Source organism: Shimwellia blattae DSM 4481 = NBRC 105725 (assembly GCF_000262305.1).
Lineage (GTDB): Bacteria > Pseudomonadota > Gammaproteobacteria > Enterobacterales > Enterobacteriaceae > Shimwellia > Shimwellia blattae.
Map to the genome: position 1 here is coordinate 1954626 of NC_017910.1, position 15815 is coordinate 1970440.

The 15815-nt window shown below is 54.9% G+C and carries 11 protein-coding genes, 2 tRNA genes and 3 other RNA genes; 8 read left to right on the forward strand and 8 right to left on the reverse strand.

What is annotated here, in order from left to right:
• Positions 1-142 precede the first annotated feature (142 nt).
• The 5 genes from EBL_RS09105 to narI all read left to right on the forward strand — a co-directional run bounded on the left by EBL_RS09105 (position 143) and on the right by narI (position 8623).
• Positions 143-1537 (forward strand): NarK family nitrate/nitrite MFS transporter, encoded by a 1395-nt coding sequence (locus EBL_RS09105; protein ID WP_002441026.1) that lies wholly within the window; start codon positions 143-145, stop codon positions 1535-1537.
• Between the two features lie 417 nt (positions 1538-1954).
• Positions 1955-5704 carry a nitrate reductase subunit alpha gene (locus EBL_RS09110; RefSeq protein ID WP_002441025.1) on the forward strand — a complete coding sequence of 1250 codons (3750 nt, stop codon included), beginning with the start codon at positions 1955-1957 and terminating at the stop codon, positions 5702-5704.
• On the forward strand, positions 5701-7239 hold the full coding sequence (narH, locus tag EBL_RS09115; protein WP_002441024.1) for a nitrate reductase subunit beta: 1539 nt from the start codon (positions 5701-5703) through the stop codon (positions 7237-7239). Before EBL_RS09110 ends, narH begins: the two co-directional genes overlap by 4 nt.
• Positions 7236-7946: a nitrate reductase molybdenum cofactor assembly chaperone gene (gene narJ, locus EBL_RS09120; protein WP_002441023.1), complete on the forward strand. Its 711-nt coding sequence runs from the start codon at positions 7236-7238 to the stop codon at positions 7944-7946. Before narH ends, narJ begins: the two co-directional genes overlap by 4 nt.
• Entirely contained in the window at positions 7946-8623 is a 678-nt protein-coding gene (narI, locus tag EBL_RS09125; protein ID WP_002441022.1) for a respiratory nitrate reductase subunit gamma, read from the forward strand. Before narJ ends, narI begins: the two co-directional genes overlap by 1 nt.
• Positions 8624-8803: 180 nt before the next feature.
• On the opposite strand, the gene EBL_RS19870 is transcribed toward narI, so the two are convergent.
• The 7 genes from EBL_RS19870 to EBL_RS09145 form a co-directional block, all read right to left on the reverse strand.
• A non-coding RNA gene (locus tag EBL_RS19870) (RtT sRNA) lies at positions 8804-8933 on the reverse strand.
• 44 nt (positions 8934-8977) lie between these two features.
• A non-coding RNA gene (locus tag EBL_RS19875) (RtT sRNA) lies at positions 8978-9107 on the reverse strand.
• 44 nt (positions 9108-9151) lie between these two features.
• Positions 9152-9236: transfer RNA gene (locus EBL_RS09130), tRNA-Tyr, on the reverse strand.
• Positions 9237-9262: 26 nt separating this feature from the next.
• A non-coding RNA gene (locus tag EBL_RS19880) (RtT sRNA) lies at positions 9263-9390 on the reverse strand.
• Positions 9391-9431: 41 nt separating this feature from the next.
• Positions 9432-9516 (reverse strand) — tRNA-Tyr (locus EBL_RS09135).
• A gap of 144 nt (positions 9517-9660) precedes the next feature.
• Entirely contained in the window at positions 9661-10503 is an 843-nt protein-coding gene (purU, locus tag EBL_RS09140; protein ID WP_002441021.1) for a formyltetrahydrofolate deformylase, read from the reverse strand.
• A gap of 46 nt (positions 10504-10549) precedes the next feature.
• A complete protein-coding gene (locus tag EBL_RS09145) occupies positions 10550-11008 on the reverse strand; it encodes a YchJ family protein (protein WP_002441020.1) in 459 nt (152 codons plus the stop codon).
• Between the two features lie 257 nt (positions 11009-11265).
• Here EBL_RS09145 and rssB point away from each other — a divergent pair, with 257 nt between their 5' ends.
• The 3 genes from rssB (at position 11266) to EBL_RS09160 (ending at position 14753) form a co-directional block, all read left to right on the forward strand.
• Positions 11266-12279: a two-component system response regulator RssB gene (rssB, locus tag EBL_RS09150; protein ID WP_002441019.1), complete on the forward strand. Its 1014-nt coding sequence runs from the start codon at positions 11266-11268 to the stop codon at positions 12277-12279.
• A gap of 197 nt (positions 12280-12476) precedes the next feature.
• On the forward strand, positions 12477-13385 hold the full coding sequence (galU, locus tag EBL_RS09155) for a UTP--glucose-1-phosphate uridylyltransferase GalU (RefSeq protein WP_002441018.1): 909 nt from the start codon (positions 12477-12479) through the stop codon (positions 13383-13385).
• A gap of 27 nt (positions 13386-13412) precedes the next feature.
• The gene (locus EBL_RS09160) at positions 13413-14753 is read left to right on the forward strand and encodes a UDP-glucose dehydrogenase family protein (protein WP_002441017.1); all 1341 of its coding nucleotides are present in this window, start codon (positions 13413-13415) and stop codon (positions 14751-14753) included.
• Between the two features lie 525 nt (positions 14754-15278).
• Here the strand turns inward: EBL_RS09160 and hns are convergent.
• The gene (gene hns, locus EBL_RS09165) at positions 15279-15692 is read right to left on the reverse strand and encodes a histone-like nucleoid-structuring protein H-NS (RefSeq protein WP_002441015.1); all 414 of its coding nucleotides are present in this window, start codon (positions 15690-15692) and stop codon (positions 15279-15281) included.
• Positions 15693-15815 lie beyond the last annotated feature (123 nt).

Consider the following 15815-nt stretch of genomic DNA (forward strand, 5'->3'; position numbering starts at 1 on the left):
CTGGCATTTCCGGGCTACTCACTTGGGATAACAGGAAGAAACCGCCCGCGCCTGAACCTGAATAACCATTGATATACATCAACTTATATTCACCACCACTGCCTATCGTGGCGGTGTATTTCATTACAAATTTGAGGTGTATATGAGTCAGTCCTCTGTTGCAGAACCGGCCTCTGGTAAAGTCATTACCGACTGGCGGCCGGAAGATCCTGATTTTTGGCTAACCAAAGGCCACCGTATTGCCAGCCGGAACCTGTGGATTTCCGTACCCTGCCTGTTACTGGCATTCTGTGTCTGGTTATTATTCAGCACCGTGTCGGTCAGCCTGAACAAAGTGGGATTTCAGTTTACAACCGATCAGCTGTTTATGCTGACCGCGCTGCCGTCGGTTTCCGGCGCGCTGCTGCGGGTGCCTTACTCTTTTATGGTGCCGCTGATGGGCGGTCGCCGCTGGACGGCCCTGAGCACCGGGATCCTGGTTATCCCCTGTATCTGGTTAGGGCTGGCTATCCGCGACACCTCAACCTCCTATAACACGTTTATTGTTATTGCGCTGCTGTGCGGCTTTGCCGGGGCGAACTTTGCTTCCAGCATGGCGAATATCAGCTTCTTCTTCCCTAAAGCCAAACAGGGCGGGGCACTGGGAATTAACGGTGGCCTGGGGAATATGGGGGTCAGCGTAATGCAGCTGGTTGCCCCGTTTGCCATCTCTATGGGGATGTTTGCGTTTTTAGGCACCGGGGAAGGCACCGTGCAGCCGGACGGCTCCCATCTATTCCTCGAAAACGCAGCCTGGGTCTGGGTGCCGCCGCTGGTGATTTTCACCCTGGCCGCCTGGTTTGGTATGAACGATATTGCCGCCTCTAAGGCTTCCATTAGCGAGCAGCTGCCGGTGCTTAAGCGCGGGCATTTGTGGATCCTCAGCCTGCTGTATCTGGCAACATTCGGCTCTTTTATCGGTTTCTCTGCCGGGTTTGCCATGCTCTCCAGAACCCAGTTCCCGCAGGTGAATATTCAGTATTTTGCTTTCTTCGGGCCGTTTATCGGTGCGTTGGCCCGTTCTGCGGGTGGGGCGATTTCTGACCGTCTTGGCGGCGTGCGCGTAACCCTGGTGAACTTTATCCTGATGGCGGCCTTCAGCGCGCTGTTATTTATGACGCTGCCTTCTGCCGGGGTTGAGGGTAACTTTATCGCCTTCTTTGGTGTCTTTATGCTGCTGTTCCTGACCTCTGGCCTGGGGAGCGGCTCCACCTTCCAGATGATTTCGGTCATTTTCCGCAAGCTGACCATTGACCGGATCAAAGCGCAGGGCGGAAGTGACGCTCTGGCCCAGCGTGAAGCGGCCACGGAAACCGCAGCGGCACTGGGCTTTATTTCAGCCATTGGCGCGATAGGCGGGTTCTTTATTCCGAAGGCGTTCGGGACATCACTGGAAATGACCGGCTCACCGGCCGGGGCGATGAAAATCTTCCTGATCTTTTACATTGCCTGTGTGGCGATCACCTGGCTGGTGTATGGCCGCAAGGCACACAAGTAATAGTCCCGTTATTCTGAGTCTGTTAAACGCGGCCCCGGCCGCGTTTTTTTATCTGGTTTGCTGCCTGGTCATGGGGACTTACGGGTGATGTTATTAGTTACAACATACTTATTAAGTGTGACAACGGGTGCCCGGGCAAACACCCTGCAAAAACAGCGGCCTACCACTTAATACCCGCCGGGTTACCTTTTCACTATAAAAAATAGTGTTAATTTATAAAAATCCTTAAAAATCATCATGATGTGCACGATTTTTCTATGCCTATTTAGTGGTATTTGCCTTTTTTATCAACGTGATAAAGCCCGGTGCGGTTGATCATTGTCAATTCCCGGTCCGGTTCGGGGGATTACCTTGCTGTTAACTCCAGCAATGTCGACTTTTACAGAGAGCCACAGGCTCCACATCAGGAGAATCCCGATGAGCAAGTTTCTTGACCGGTTTCGCTACTTCAAACAGAAGGGAGAAACCTTTGCCGATGGACACGGACAGACTTTTGATACCAACCGAGACTGGGAAGACGGGTATCGCCAGCGCTGGCAGCATGACAAAGTGGTGCGCTCTACCCATGGGGTAAACTGCACCGGCTCATGCTCGTGGAAGATTTATGTCAAAAGTGGCCTGGTGACCTGGGAAACCCAGCAGACCGACTACCCACGCACCCGCCCGGACCTGCCCAACCATGAGCCGCGTGGCTGCCCGCGTGGCGCCAGCTACTCCTGGTATCTGTACAGCGCCAACCGCCTGAAATACCCGCTGATGCGCAAACGCCTGCTGAAACTGTGGCGCGAAGCCAAAGCGCAGCACAGCGATCCGGTTGATGCCTGGGCCTCTATTGTTAACGACAGCGCAAAAGCAAAAAGTTATAAACAGGCCCGTGGCCGTGGTGGCCTGGTGCGCTCCTCCTGGCAGGAGGTGAACGAACTGATCGCCGCCGCCAACGTCTTCACCGCGAAAACCTATGGCCCTGACCGTATCGCGGGCTTCTCGCCGATCCCGGCCATGTCTATGGTGTCTTATGCCTCCGGCGCCCGCTACCTGTCCCTGATTGGCGGCACCTGCCTGAGCTTCTATGACTGGTACTGCGATTTGCCGCCCGCCTCACCGATGACCTGGGGCGAGCAGACCGACGTGCCGGAATCTGCCGACTGGTATAACTCCAGCTACATTATCGCCTGGGGCTCTAACGTTCCGCTGACCCGTACACCAGACGCTCACTTCTTCACCGAAGTGCGCTACAAGGGTACGAAAACTATCGCCATCACACCGGATTACGCGGAAATCTCCAAGCTCTGTGACCAGTGGCTGGCGCCGAAACAGGGCACTGACAGCGCCATGGCGCTGGCAATGGGCCATGTGATGCTGCGTGAGTTCCATCTTGATAATCCCAGCCAGTATTTTACTGACTATGTGCGCCGCTACACGGACATGCCGATGCTGGTCATGCTTGAAGCGCGTGAGCAGGGCTACTATGCGGCGGGCCGTATGCTGCGCGCCAGCGATTTGACCGGTGCTCTGGATCAGGACAATAACCCGGAATGGAAAACCGTTGCGGTGGATGATACCAACGGCGGGCTGATTGCTCCCCAGGGCTCCATCGGTTACCGCTGGGGCGAGAAGGGGAAATGGAACCTGGAGCAGCGCAACGGGGCGAATGGTGAAGAGACCACGCTGCGCCTGAGCCTGCTGGGTAGCCATGACGATGTGGTGAATGTGGGCTTCCCTTATTTTGGTGGGGATAAAACCGAAGGGTTCCCGGCCGTCACGCTGGATGAGATCCTGCTTCATAAACTGCCGGTTAAACGCCTGACCCTGGCCGATGGCAGCGAAGCGCTGGTGGCCTCGGTGTATGACTTAACCCTGGCTAACTATGGCCTTGATCGTGGCCTGGACGACAGCAACTGCGCCAGCCACTACGATGAGGTGAAAGCCTACAGCCCGGCCTGGGCTGAGAAAATCACCGGTGTACCGCGCCAGGATATTATCCGTATCGCCCGGGAGTTCGCCCACAACGCGGACAAAACCCACGGACGTTCGATGATTATCGTCGGGGCCGGTCTTAACCACTGGTATCACATGGACTCCAACTACCGCGGGCTTATCAACATGCTGATCTTCTGCGGTTGTGTGGGCCAGAGCGGTGGCGGCTGGGCCCACTATGTGGGCCAGGAAAAACTGCGCCCCCAGACCGGCTGGTTACCGCTGGCGTTCGGGCTGGACTGGCAGCGCCCGCCGCGCCATATGAACAGCACTTCCTATTTTTATAACCACTCCAGCCAGTGGCGTTATGAAAGCGTCAGCGCCCAGGAGCTGCTCTCACCGCTGGCGGATAAACGCCGCTACAGTGGCAACCTGGTGGACTTTAACGTGCGTGCTGAGCGCATGGGCTGGCTGCCTTCCGCACCGCAGCTGGACACCAACCCGCTGACCATTGCCGCAAAAGCCAAAGCGGCCGGTATGGATCCGGTAGACTACACGGTTCAGGCACTGAAAAGTGGCGATATCCGCTTTGCTGCCGAAGCACCGGACAGCGGCAACAACCACCCGCGTAACCTGTTTATCTGGCGTTCTAACCTGCTGGGCTCCTCCGGTAAGGGCCATGAGTTTATGCTCAAATACCTGCTGGGGACTGAGCACGGGATCCAGGGGCTGGATCTGGGCAAACAGGGGGCCAGTAAGCCGGAAGAGGTGGAGTGGCAGGATCAGGGGGTTGAAGGGAAGCTGGATCTGGTGGTCACCCTGGACTTCCGTCTTTCCAGTACCTGTCTGTACTCCGATATTGTGCTGCCTACCGCTACCTGGTACGAAAAAGAAGATCTCAACACCTCGGATATGCACCCGTTTATCCACCCGTTCAGCGCCGCGGTTGATCCCTGCTGGGAGTCAAAAAGCGACTGGGAGATCTACAAAGGCATCGCGAAGTCCTTCTCGCAGGTGTGTGAGGGCCACCTGGGGGTGGAAACCGACGTGGTCACCCTGCCTATCCAGCACGACTCGGCCGCCGAACTGGCCCAGCCGCTGGATGTGAAAGACTGGAAGAAGGGCGAATGTGACCTGATCCCCGGCAAAACCGCGCCGCATATTATTCCGGTGGTCCGCGATTATCCGGCCACCTGGGAGCGCTTTACCTCTGTCGGGCCGCTGCTGGAAAAACTCGGTAATGGCGGTAAAGGGATCGGCTGGCAGACCCAGAGCGAAGTGGAGCTGCTGCGTAAACTGAACCACACCAAACAGGATGGCCCGGCCAAAGGCCAGCCGCTGCTGGATACCGCCATTGACGCGGCGGAAATGATCTTAACGCTTGCCCCGGAAACCAACGGCCAGGTCGCCGTGAAAGCCTGGTCGGCGCTGAGTGATGTGACCGGGCGTGAACACACCCATCTGGCGATTAACAAAGAAGACGAGAAGATCCGTTTTCGGGATATCCAGGTGCAGCCGCGCAAAATCATCTCCAGCCCCACATGGTCTGGCCTGGAAGATGAGCATGTCTCTTATAACGCCGGTTATACCAACGTGCATGAGCTGATCCCGTGGCGCACCCTGTCCGGCCGCCAGCAGATCTATCAGGATCACCAGTGGATGCGTGATTTTGGTGAGAGCATGCTGGTCTACCGTCCGCCTATCGACACCCGCTCTGTGAAGGCGGTCATGGGGCAGAAATCCAACGGTAACCCGGAAAAAGCGCTGAACTTCCTGACACCGCACCAGAAGTGGGGCATTCACTCCACCTACAGTGACAACCAGCTGATGCTGACCCTGGGTCGCGGCGGCCCGGTCGTCTGGCTGAGTGAGGACGATGCCCGGGAGCTGGGGGTTGCCGACAACGACTGGATCGAGGTGTTTAACACCAACGGCTCCCTGACAGCCCGTGCCGTGGTCAGCCAGCGCATTCCTGCGGGCATGACCATGATGTACCACGCCCAGGAGCGCATTGTTAACCTGCCGGGCTCTGAAATTACCGGCCAGCGTGGCGGGATCCATAACTCGGTGACCCGTATTACGCCCAAGCCCACCCATATGATCGGCGGCTATGCCCATCTGGCATACAGCTTCAACTACTACGGTACTGTGGGCTCCAACCGTGATGAGTTTGTTGTGGTTCGTAAGATGAAAAATATCAACTGGTTAGATGATGAAGGTCATGATCAGGTACAGGAGAGCGTAAAATGAAAATCCGTTCACAAGTTGGCATGGTGCTGAACCTGGATAAATGCATTGGCTGCCATACCTGTTCCGTTACTTGCAAAAATGTCTGGACCAGCCGTGAAGGCGTGGAATACGCCTGGTTTAATAACGTTGAAACCCGCCCGGGGATTGGTTACCCGGATAACTGGGAAAACCAGGAAAAATGGAAGGGCGGCTGGATCCGCAAAATCAACGGTAAATTACAGCCGCGCATGGGTGGCCGCGCCATGCTGCTGGGCAAAATTTTTGCTAACCCGCATCTGCCGGGGATAGACGACTATTACGAGCCCTTCACCTTTGACTACCAGCGCCTGCACAACGCGCCGGAAGGCACCAAAGCCCAGCCGATTGCCCGCCCGCGCTCGCTGATCACCGGCCAGCGGATGGACAAAATCGAAGCGGGCCCGAACTGGGAAGATGACCTGGGGGGCGAGTTCAGTAAACGCAGTGCCGATCTGAACTTTGCCAACCTGCAAAAGGCCATGTATGGCCAGTTTGAAAACACCTTTATGATGTATCTGCCGCGCCTGTGCGAGCACTGCCTGAACCCGGCCTGTGCGGCAACCTGCCCGAGCGGCGCCATCTATAAGCGTGAAGAAGACGGCATTGTGCTGATCGACCAGGACAAATGCCGCGGCTGGCGTATGTGTGTCACCGGCTGCCCTTACAAAAAAATCTACTTCAACTGGAAGAGCGGCAAATCTGAGAAATGTATTTTCTGCTATCCGCGTATTGAAGCCGGTATGCCGACCATCTGCTCTGAAACCTGCGTTGGCCGTATCCGCTATCTGGGGGTGCTGCTCTATGACGCGGACGCGATTGAGCAGGCCGCCAGCACCGAAAACGAAAAAGATCTCTATCAGCGCCAGCTGGAGGTGTTCCTCGATCCGAACGATCCCGAGGTGATTCGCCAGGCGCGCGAGCAGGGCATTTCCGACAAAGTGCTGGAAGCTGCCCGCCAGTCTCCGGTGTACAAAATGGCCATGGAGTGGAAGCTCGCTCTGCCGCTGCACCCGGAATACCGCACCCTGCCGATGGTCTGGTACGTGCCGCCTCTGTCGCCTATCCAGTCCGCCGCAGACAGCGGTGAGCTGCCCCATAACGGTATCCTGCCGGATGTGGAAAGCCTGCGTATTCCGGTGGAGTATCTGGCGAATCTGCTGACTGCCGGTGATACCGCCCCGGTTCTGCTGGCCCTGAAGCGGATGCTGGCCATGCGCCACTTTAAGCGCGCGGAAACCGTGGACGGTGTGGAAGATACCCGGGCGCTGGAGCAGGTGGGCCTGACGGCCGCCCAGGCGCAGGAGATGTACCGTTACCTGGCTATCGCGAACTACGAAGACCGCTTTGTGGTGCCGACCAGCCACCGGGAAGAGGCCCGGGACGCCTTCCCGGAACGCAATGGCTGCGGCTTCAGCTTTGGGGATGGCTGCCACGGTAGCGACACGAAGTTCAATCTGTTTAACAGCCGCCGTATTGATGCCATTGATGTCAGTGCTAAAACGGAGTCGCGCGAATGAAAGAGCTGATTGTTATCTCCCGTCTGCTGGAGTACCCGGCAGAGGACCTGGCGCAAAACCGCGAGGAAATCACTCAGGCCATTGCGCAGTCGTCGCGGCTGAGCCGTGCTGATGCACAGCAGTTAGGGCAATTTGTTACCACGCTGCTCTCCCGGGATCTGCTTGACGTTCAGGCGGAATACAGCGAGCTGTTTGATCGCGGCCGGGCCACGTCGCTGCTGCTGTTTGAGCATGTGCACGGTGAATCCCGGGATCGGGGCCAGGCGATGGTTGACCTGCTCGGGCAGTACCGTAACGCGGGCCTGGAGCTGGACACCCTGGAGCTGCCGGACCATTTGCCGGTGTATCTGGAGTATCTGGCCCAGTTGCCGGAGGCGGCTGCCCGGGAAGGGTTGCAGGATATCGCGCCGATCCTTGCCTTGCTCAGCGCCCGTTTGCAGCAGCGTGAAAGCCACTACGGGGTGCTGCTGGATATTCTGCTGCATATGGCAGACAGCGCGCTGGACAGCAGCGCGGTTCAGCAAAAAATTGCCGACGAGGCCCGTGATGATACCCCCGCCGCCCTCGACGCGGTGTGGGAGGAAGAGCAGGTTAAGTTTTTCGCCGAGCAGGGGTGCGGCGACTCCCCGGTCAGCGCCCACCAGCGGCGCTTTGCGGGGGCGGTGGCACCACAGTATTTGGATCTGACTGACGGAGGACAGCGCTGATGCAGTTCCTGAATTTATTTTTCTTTGATCTTTATCCTTATCTGGCCGGTGCCGTGTTCCTGATTGGCAGCTGGATCCGTTATGACTATGGCCAGTACAGCTGGCGGGCGGCCTCCAGCCAGATGCTGGACCGGCGCGGGATGAATATGGCCTCAAACCTGTTTCACTTCGGGATCCTCGGGGTCTTTGCCGGGCACTTTCTCGGTATGCTGACTCCCCACTGGGTGTATGAGTCCTTCCTGCCGCTGCCGGTTAAACAGATGATGGCGATGGTAGGGGGCGGTCTGGCCGGGTTGATGACCCTGGTCGGCGGGCTGATGCTGTTAAAACGCCGTCTGTTTAACCCGCGTATCCGCGCCACAACCACCCGCGCCGATATCCTGATCCTGGCGCTGCTGGTGATTCAGTGTCTGCTGGGGCTTGGCACTATCCCGTTCTCCGCACAGCATATGGACGGCAGCGAAATGATGAAACTGGTGAACTGGGCGCAGGCGGTAGTGACGTTCCATGCCGGTGCCGCTGAGTATCTGGACGGTGTGGCCCTGATCTACCGGGTACACCTGGTGCTGGGGATGACCCTGTTCCTGCTGTTCCCGTTTACCCGCCTGGTGCATATCTGGAGCGTGCCGGTGGAATATTTAACCCGGAAATATCAGGTGGTTCGCGCACGTCGCTAACTGGCTATTACCGTGGTTTAAGCGCCTGATTGCCGGGCGCTTTTTTTATGCCTGCGGGCAGGGGGGAAGGGGAAGCGGAATATTGTATGGCGAGGTGTTTTACGCCGGAGATATAGAGATACGGACAGTGGTTGTTATCAGGGGGGAAAGCTGATTTTACACGGAGGTTATTAAGAGAAATGGTGGTGGGGGAAGGATTACTCGTCACTTCGTTCCTCGCCCTGCGGGCCGTTGCTGCGCAACGTTCTCTCGCTATCGCTCGAGTCGAACCTTAGTCGAAGGTTCTCATCCTTCCCGTACGGAAGAATATATAAATACGAAGAGAGATTTTAACCAGGGAGACACTAAGAGAAATGGTGGTGGGGGAAGGATTACTCGTCACTTCGTTCCTCGCCCTGCGGGCCGTTGCTGCGCAACGTTCTCTCGCTATCGCTCGAGTCGAACCTTAGTCGAAGGTCCTCATCCTTCCCGTACGGGAGAATATATAAATACGAAGAGAGATTTTAACCAGGGAGATACTAAGAGAAATGGTGGTGGGGGAAGGATTCGAACCTTCGAAGTCTGAGACGGCAGATTTACAGTCTGCTCCCTTTGGCCGCTCGGGAACCCCACCACTGGGGAAATGCTAATTGTAGATGCTACAGGGGGGAAGGATTATTCGTCACTTCGTTCCTCACCCTTCGGGCCGTTGCTGCGCAACGTTCTCTCGCTATCGCTCAAGTCGAACCTTAGTCGAAGGTCCTCATCCTTCCCGTACCGGATGATATGCTATAACAACATCGTTATTACGACACTGCTATATGAAAAATGGTGGTGGGGGAAGGATTCGAACCTTCGAAGTCTGAGACGGCAGATTTACAGTCTGCTCCCTTTGGCCGCTCGGGAACCCCACCACTGGCCGCTTCCGCTATCTCCGGAAGCGGGGCGCATCATATCAAATGAAGCGCCCCTGTAAAGCATTGCGTTGAGAAAAATGAACTGTTTGCGTACTTTTTGCCCTTAACGCTGTAAAGCTGCCCAGTTCACTCCCCGGGTGATTATAAAATAATCGTCCGGTTACCGTAGACAAAGACCCGCTGCGCCAGAACTTTATATAAGGCATGGCTCAGCACGTTTTTCTCCACATCTCTGCCCGCGCGCATCATATCTTCTGCGGTGAAGGTATGATCAACATTAATCACATCCTGCATAATAATCGGGCCTTCATCCAGGTTGTCATTCACATAGTGCGCCGTAGCACCGATGATTTTCACCCCGCGCTCATAGGCCTGGTGATACGGACGGGCACCAATAAAGGCCGGCAGGAACGAGTGGTGAATATTGATTATCTTATTCGGGAAGCGGGCGACAAACTCCGGCGTCAGCACACGCATATATTTCGCCAGAATGACATAGTCCGGCTGCCAGGCGTCGATGGCCTCTGCCATCTGCCGGTCGTGAACTTCGCGGGGCAGGCCTTCATGGCTGACCAGCTGGAACGGGATCCCAAACTGTTCTACCAGCGGGCGCAGTGTATCGTGATTACCGATAACCGCCGCAATATCCACATCCAGCCCACCGTAGGTGGCCTTCATCAACAGATCGCCCAGACAATGGGCCTCTTTGGTGACCAGAATAACAATTCTGCGCCGTCCGGCCGGGTTCAGCTCCCGAACGGAGCCTTCCGGCAGGGCGCTGTCCAGATCCGCCAGTAGCGTCGCGTCGTTAAAAATGCCCTCCAGCTCGGTACGCATAAAGAAGCGCCCGGTGCGGTGGTCAACAAATTCATTGTTCTGAATAATGTTGAGCTCGTGTTTGTAGCAGATATTGGTGATCCGGGCGATGAGCCCTTTCTGATCGGGACAAATGGTCCGGAGAACTTTTCGTTGTTGCGCGTGCATGGACTGCGAAAATCCTGTTGTGTGTTGTTGCGACATTGCCGTGGGCTTACTGACCACAGCACTTTTTGAATTTCTTACCCGAGCCGCAGGGGCAGGGGTCGTTGCGGCCAAACTGTGGTCGTGTTCCGTCAATATAATACCAGCGCCCCTGTTCTTTTAAGAATCGGGAGCACTCAATAATGGCTCCTGGTTTGCCATTCTCTTCAAAGCGGGCCACAAAACTGACGAAGCCTTCCTCCGGGGTGCGGCCCGGGTGGGTATCATACACGGTGAGCCCCAGCCAGCGGGTGGCCGGAAAACCGCGCTCCAGCTCATCTTTGAGCCCTTCAGCACGGCACTGTGGGTGCCAGCTTGCCACTAAGTAGTCCGCCTGGTGCATGACAAAGGCACTGTAGCGGGAGCGCATCAGATCCTCCGGGCTGGCGGGGGTTTGTGCGTTAGCTAAGTAAGGCTGACAACATAGGCTATACTCCAAACCGCTGCCGCAAGGACAAGGTTGTGTCACTGTTCTTCCTTTATTCACTCTGGTTGAAACAATCCGGAACAGGCATGTTAACTGAGTCCCGTTAACCTGTCACGGCGGCAAAAAAAGAGAAAAAACGTTTCAGCTTCAGGGTGTTTACTTTACAGCATTGGATTAGACATATCGTTTTGGCTTAACCTATTGGCAGCGTTTATTTTATTCCACTTCAGGCAAATTCTGACGGGCGTAAGTCTGGGTTTCATGCCACTATTTATATTGCGCCAGTCAGGGGAGAGAGCATGTCAGCGTCATTGTCCGGAAAACAGATCCTCATCGTGGAAGATGAACCGGTGTTTTGCTCATTACTGGACGGCTGGCTGAAGTCGCTTGGGGCGACGACCCGGACTGCCGGAGACGGTATTGAGGCCATTGAACAGATGGCGCGCCAGGCGCCCGATCTGCTGATTTGCGATCTCGCCATGCCGCGGATGGATGGCCTGAAACTGGTAGAGCATTTGCGCAGCCAGGGCGATCAAACCCCGGTGCTGATTATCTCCGCAACGGAGAATATGTCTGACATTGCCAGCGCCCTGCGCCTGGGGGTGCAGGATGTGTTGCTAAAACCTATTAAGGATTTCGACCGGCTGCGTGAAACCGTGCTTGCCTGCCTCTACCCGGTGATGTTCAACTCGCGGGTAGAAGAGGAAGAGCGACTTTTCCAGGACTGGGATGCGCTGGCCCATAACCCCTCTGCGGCGGTTCAGCTGCTAAAGGAGCTACAGCCGCCGGTGCAGCAGATTATTTCGCACTGCCGGGTAAATTATCGCCAGTTAACCGCCGGGGATACTCCCGGGCTGGTGCTGGATATTGCGCCATTATCCGATAATGATCTGGCCTTTTATTGTCTTGATGTTTCCCGGGCCGGGGATAATGGCGTTTTAGCAGCGTTATTATTACGTGCACTGTTTAACCATCTGCTGCAGGATCATCTTTCGCGCCAGAATCAGCGGCTGCCTGAAATGGGCGCGATACTCCGTCAGGTAAATCAATTATTGCGCCAGGCTAATCTTCAGGGGCAATTCCCGCTGCTGGTCGGTTATTACCATAGTACATTAAATAACCTGCTGTTAGTGTCCGCCGGGCTTAACGCCACGCTTAATACCGGTGAACACCAGGTCCAGCTCAGTAATGGCGTTCCGCTGGGGACGATGAACAGTACGCATTTCAATCAGATAAGCCAGCGCTGCAGTGCCTGGCAGTGCCAGGTCTGGGGCGCCGGGGGCCGTTTACGCCTGATGTTATCTTCTGATTGAGACACCGCAAAGGAGGCGCTATATTGCGGTGCACGTGCGCTACGGCGCGTGATATTATTTAACCAGTTTCACTTCAATTTGTCTTAATTTTTCTACTTCACAGGAATACGACCCAATAGTTCTATTTTGAACTGATATACTCGGGGCGTTTTTTATTATGAACGGCTAAAAGCCTGGACAGTTCTGGAGAATATTTAATGGCTGTAACTAAAGCTAAAGTAACAAAAGCTGTGATTCCGGTCGCAGGGCTCGGAACGCGTATGTTGCCGGCAACGAAAGCAATCCCTAAAGAGATGTTGCCGCTGGTTGATAAACCACTGATTCAGTACGTTGTTAACGAATGTATTGCCGCCGGTATCACTGAAATTGTTCTGGTTACACACTCCTCGAAAAATTCCATCGAAAACCACTTCGACACCAGTTTTGAACTGGAAGCCATGCTGGAAAAACGCGTAAAACGTCAGCTGCTGGCAGAGGTGCAGGCAATTTGCCCGCCGGGCGTCACCATCATGCAGGTACGTCAGGGTCTGGCGAAAGGCCTGGGCCATGCGGTGCTGTGTGCGCATCCGGTAGTGGGCGATGAGCCGGTGGCCGTGGTGCTGCCAGACGTTATCCTGGACGAATACGAATCTGATCTGAGCAAAGATAACCTTGCTGAAATGATCCGCCGCTTTGAAACCGACGGTCACAGCCAGATCATGGTTGAGCCGGTAGAAGACGTGACCGCGTACGGTGTTGTTGACTGCAAGGGCGCCACGCTGAACCCGGGCGACAGTGCACCGATGGTGGGGATTGTTGAGAAACCTAAAGCCAGCGAAGCGCCGTCTAACCTCTCCGTTGTTGGTCGCTATGTTTTAAGCGCCGATATCTGGCCGCTGCTGTCTAAAACCCCTCCGGGTGCCGGTGATGAGATCCAGCTGACAGACGCCATCGCCATGCTGATGGAGCGCGATCCGGTTGATGCGTATCACCTGAAAGGAAAAAGCCACGATTGTGGTAACAAAATGGGTTATATGCAGGCATTCGTTGAATATGGCGTACGCCATAATACCCTGGGAACAGAATTTAAGGCCTGGCTGAAAGAGACGGTCGGCACTAAGAAATAATTATCAGGTTAACTGCAGGAATATGTGATGAAAGTAACCGTATTTGGGATTGGCTATGTAGGGCTTGTTCAGGCCGCGGTACTGGCGGAGGTCGGGCACGATGTGATGTGTATCGACGTTGACGAGAAGAAAGTAGAGAACCTGAAAAAAGGGATCATCCCTATTTACGAACCCGGTCTGACACCTCTGGTTACTAAAAACTATGAAGAAGGCCGTCTGCACTTCAGTACCGACGCCAGAAGCGGCGTAGAACATGGGCAGATGCAGTTTATTGCCGTTGGTACTCCGCCGGATGAAGACGGTTCAGCGGATCTGAAATATGTTACCGCTGTGGCGCGCACCATCGCGCAGTATATGACTGACCACAAAGTGGTGATTGATAAATCCACTGTGCCGGTCGGGACTGCCGATAAAGTTCGCACCGTGATGCTGGAAACCCTGAAGCAGCGCGATCTGGATGTGCCGTTTGATGTGGTTTCCAACCCGGAGTTCCTGAAAGAAGGGGCCGCGGTTGCGGACTGTATGCGCCCGGAGCGCATCGTCATTGGTACAGACAGCGAAGCCGTTGTGGATCTGCTGCGTGAATTATACGAGCCGTTTAACCGTAACCACGACCGTATGATAATGATGGATATCCGCAGCGCAGAGCTGACCAAATATGCCGCAAACTGCATGCTGGCTACCAAAATCAGCTTTATGAATGAGATCTCCAACCTGGCGGAGCGTCTCGGGGCGGATGTGGAAAAAGTGCGCCAGGGGATCGGCTCTGACTCGCGTATTGGCTATCACTTTATCTACCCGGGCTGCGGCTACGGCGGCTCCTGCTTCCCGAAAGATGTACAGGCACTGATTCGCACGGCTGAGCATATTGGCTATGCGCCGCGCCTGCTGCAGGCCGTTGAGGACGTGAACGAATCTCAGAAATATAAACTGCCTGAGTTTGTTGTGCGTCAGTATGGTGAAAACCTCGAAGGGAAGACATTCGCGCTGTGGGGGCTCTCCTTCAAGCCGAATACCGACGATATGCGTGCGGCATCCAGCCGGGTACTGCTGGAAGAGCTGTGGAGACGCGGTGCGAAAGTTCAGGCATTCGATCCGGAAGCCATGAATGAAGCACAGCGTATTTATGGTCACCGGGATGAGCTGATGCTGATGGGCACTAAAGAGGCGGCGCTGCATAATGCAGACGCGCTGATTATCTGCACCGAATGGCAGAGCTTTAAAGCGCCAGACTTTGTTGAGATCAAAAATGCCCTGCGCGATCCGGTTATTTTTGATGGTCGTAATCTGTACGATCCGGAGCGTCTGGAAAAACGCGGCTTTACTTATTATGCCATTGGCCGTGGTGCGTCTATTGCGCTTTCCTGATTTGCTGCATTAATGCCCTGGCGACGGGGAGTCGCTCCGCGATTGTTTTTATACCACAATAGCGGAGCGACATTATCTGTAGCCAGCCCGCACGTTGTTTCCCCGCTATAAATCCTGCTTCCGTTTCTTATCATCGTTTTAAGCAATAACAGAATGGCTGTGTTACCCGTATCCCCCTGAAAGGGGCGGTGGTCTATTTTTACCGCCGGGTGGGGATAATTCCGGCTGGCTGTCTTTTATGCGCTACTGCGCGGATCGGGTGGTTAATGATACCGGTAATACGTATATGACAGAGGGCCCGCAACAGGCGGGTAAATAGGGTTGTGAGAATGGGATATGCCGGATGGTTAGCAGTGGTAAAAAAAAGCCCTGTAAGGGCTTCAGGGAGCCAGGGTTGCGCCAGAAAAACGCAGGGGTGCGATGGGCGGTTATTTGATGACTAACTGAACCCGTCCCGGTACGGGGAGGGTGACGCGTTGCGGATAAAAAAATCCCGCCGTGGCGGGATTTTTTCGTATTGCTGAATTATTCAGCGATCAGGAAGTCATCGAGAGATTTACCCTGCTCGTCGATAGCTTTCTTAATTACTGCCGGGGTACGGCCCTGGCCAGTCCAGGTGCGGGTTTCGCCGTTTTCATCAATATAGCTATATTTAGCCGGGCGTGCTGCGCGTTTGGTTTTAGTACCACTTTTTGCTGCGGACATGGAATTCAGCAGTTCATTCGGGTCAATACCGTCTGCAATCAGCATTTCGCGATATTGTTGCAGTTTACGGGTGCGTTCTTCAATTTCTGCGGCGGCTGCGCTTTCTTCTTCACGACGTTCGTTTACAACAACTTCTAATTTTTCCAGCATCTCTTCCAGAGTTTCCAGGGAACATTCTCTCGCCTGTGCACGAAGAGTACGGATGTTGTTCAAAATTTTCAGTGCTTCGCTCATTTTAGTAATCTCAAATTTATATCAGGAGTGAGTAGTGTGTTTTCTAATAATAGAGCGTTAAATTTAGTTCTGCAATAGATCTTAATGTAAGGAATTCAAAATTACATAATATTTACGCCAGTG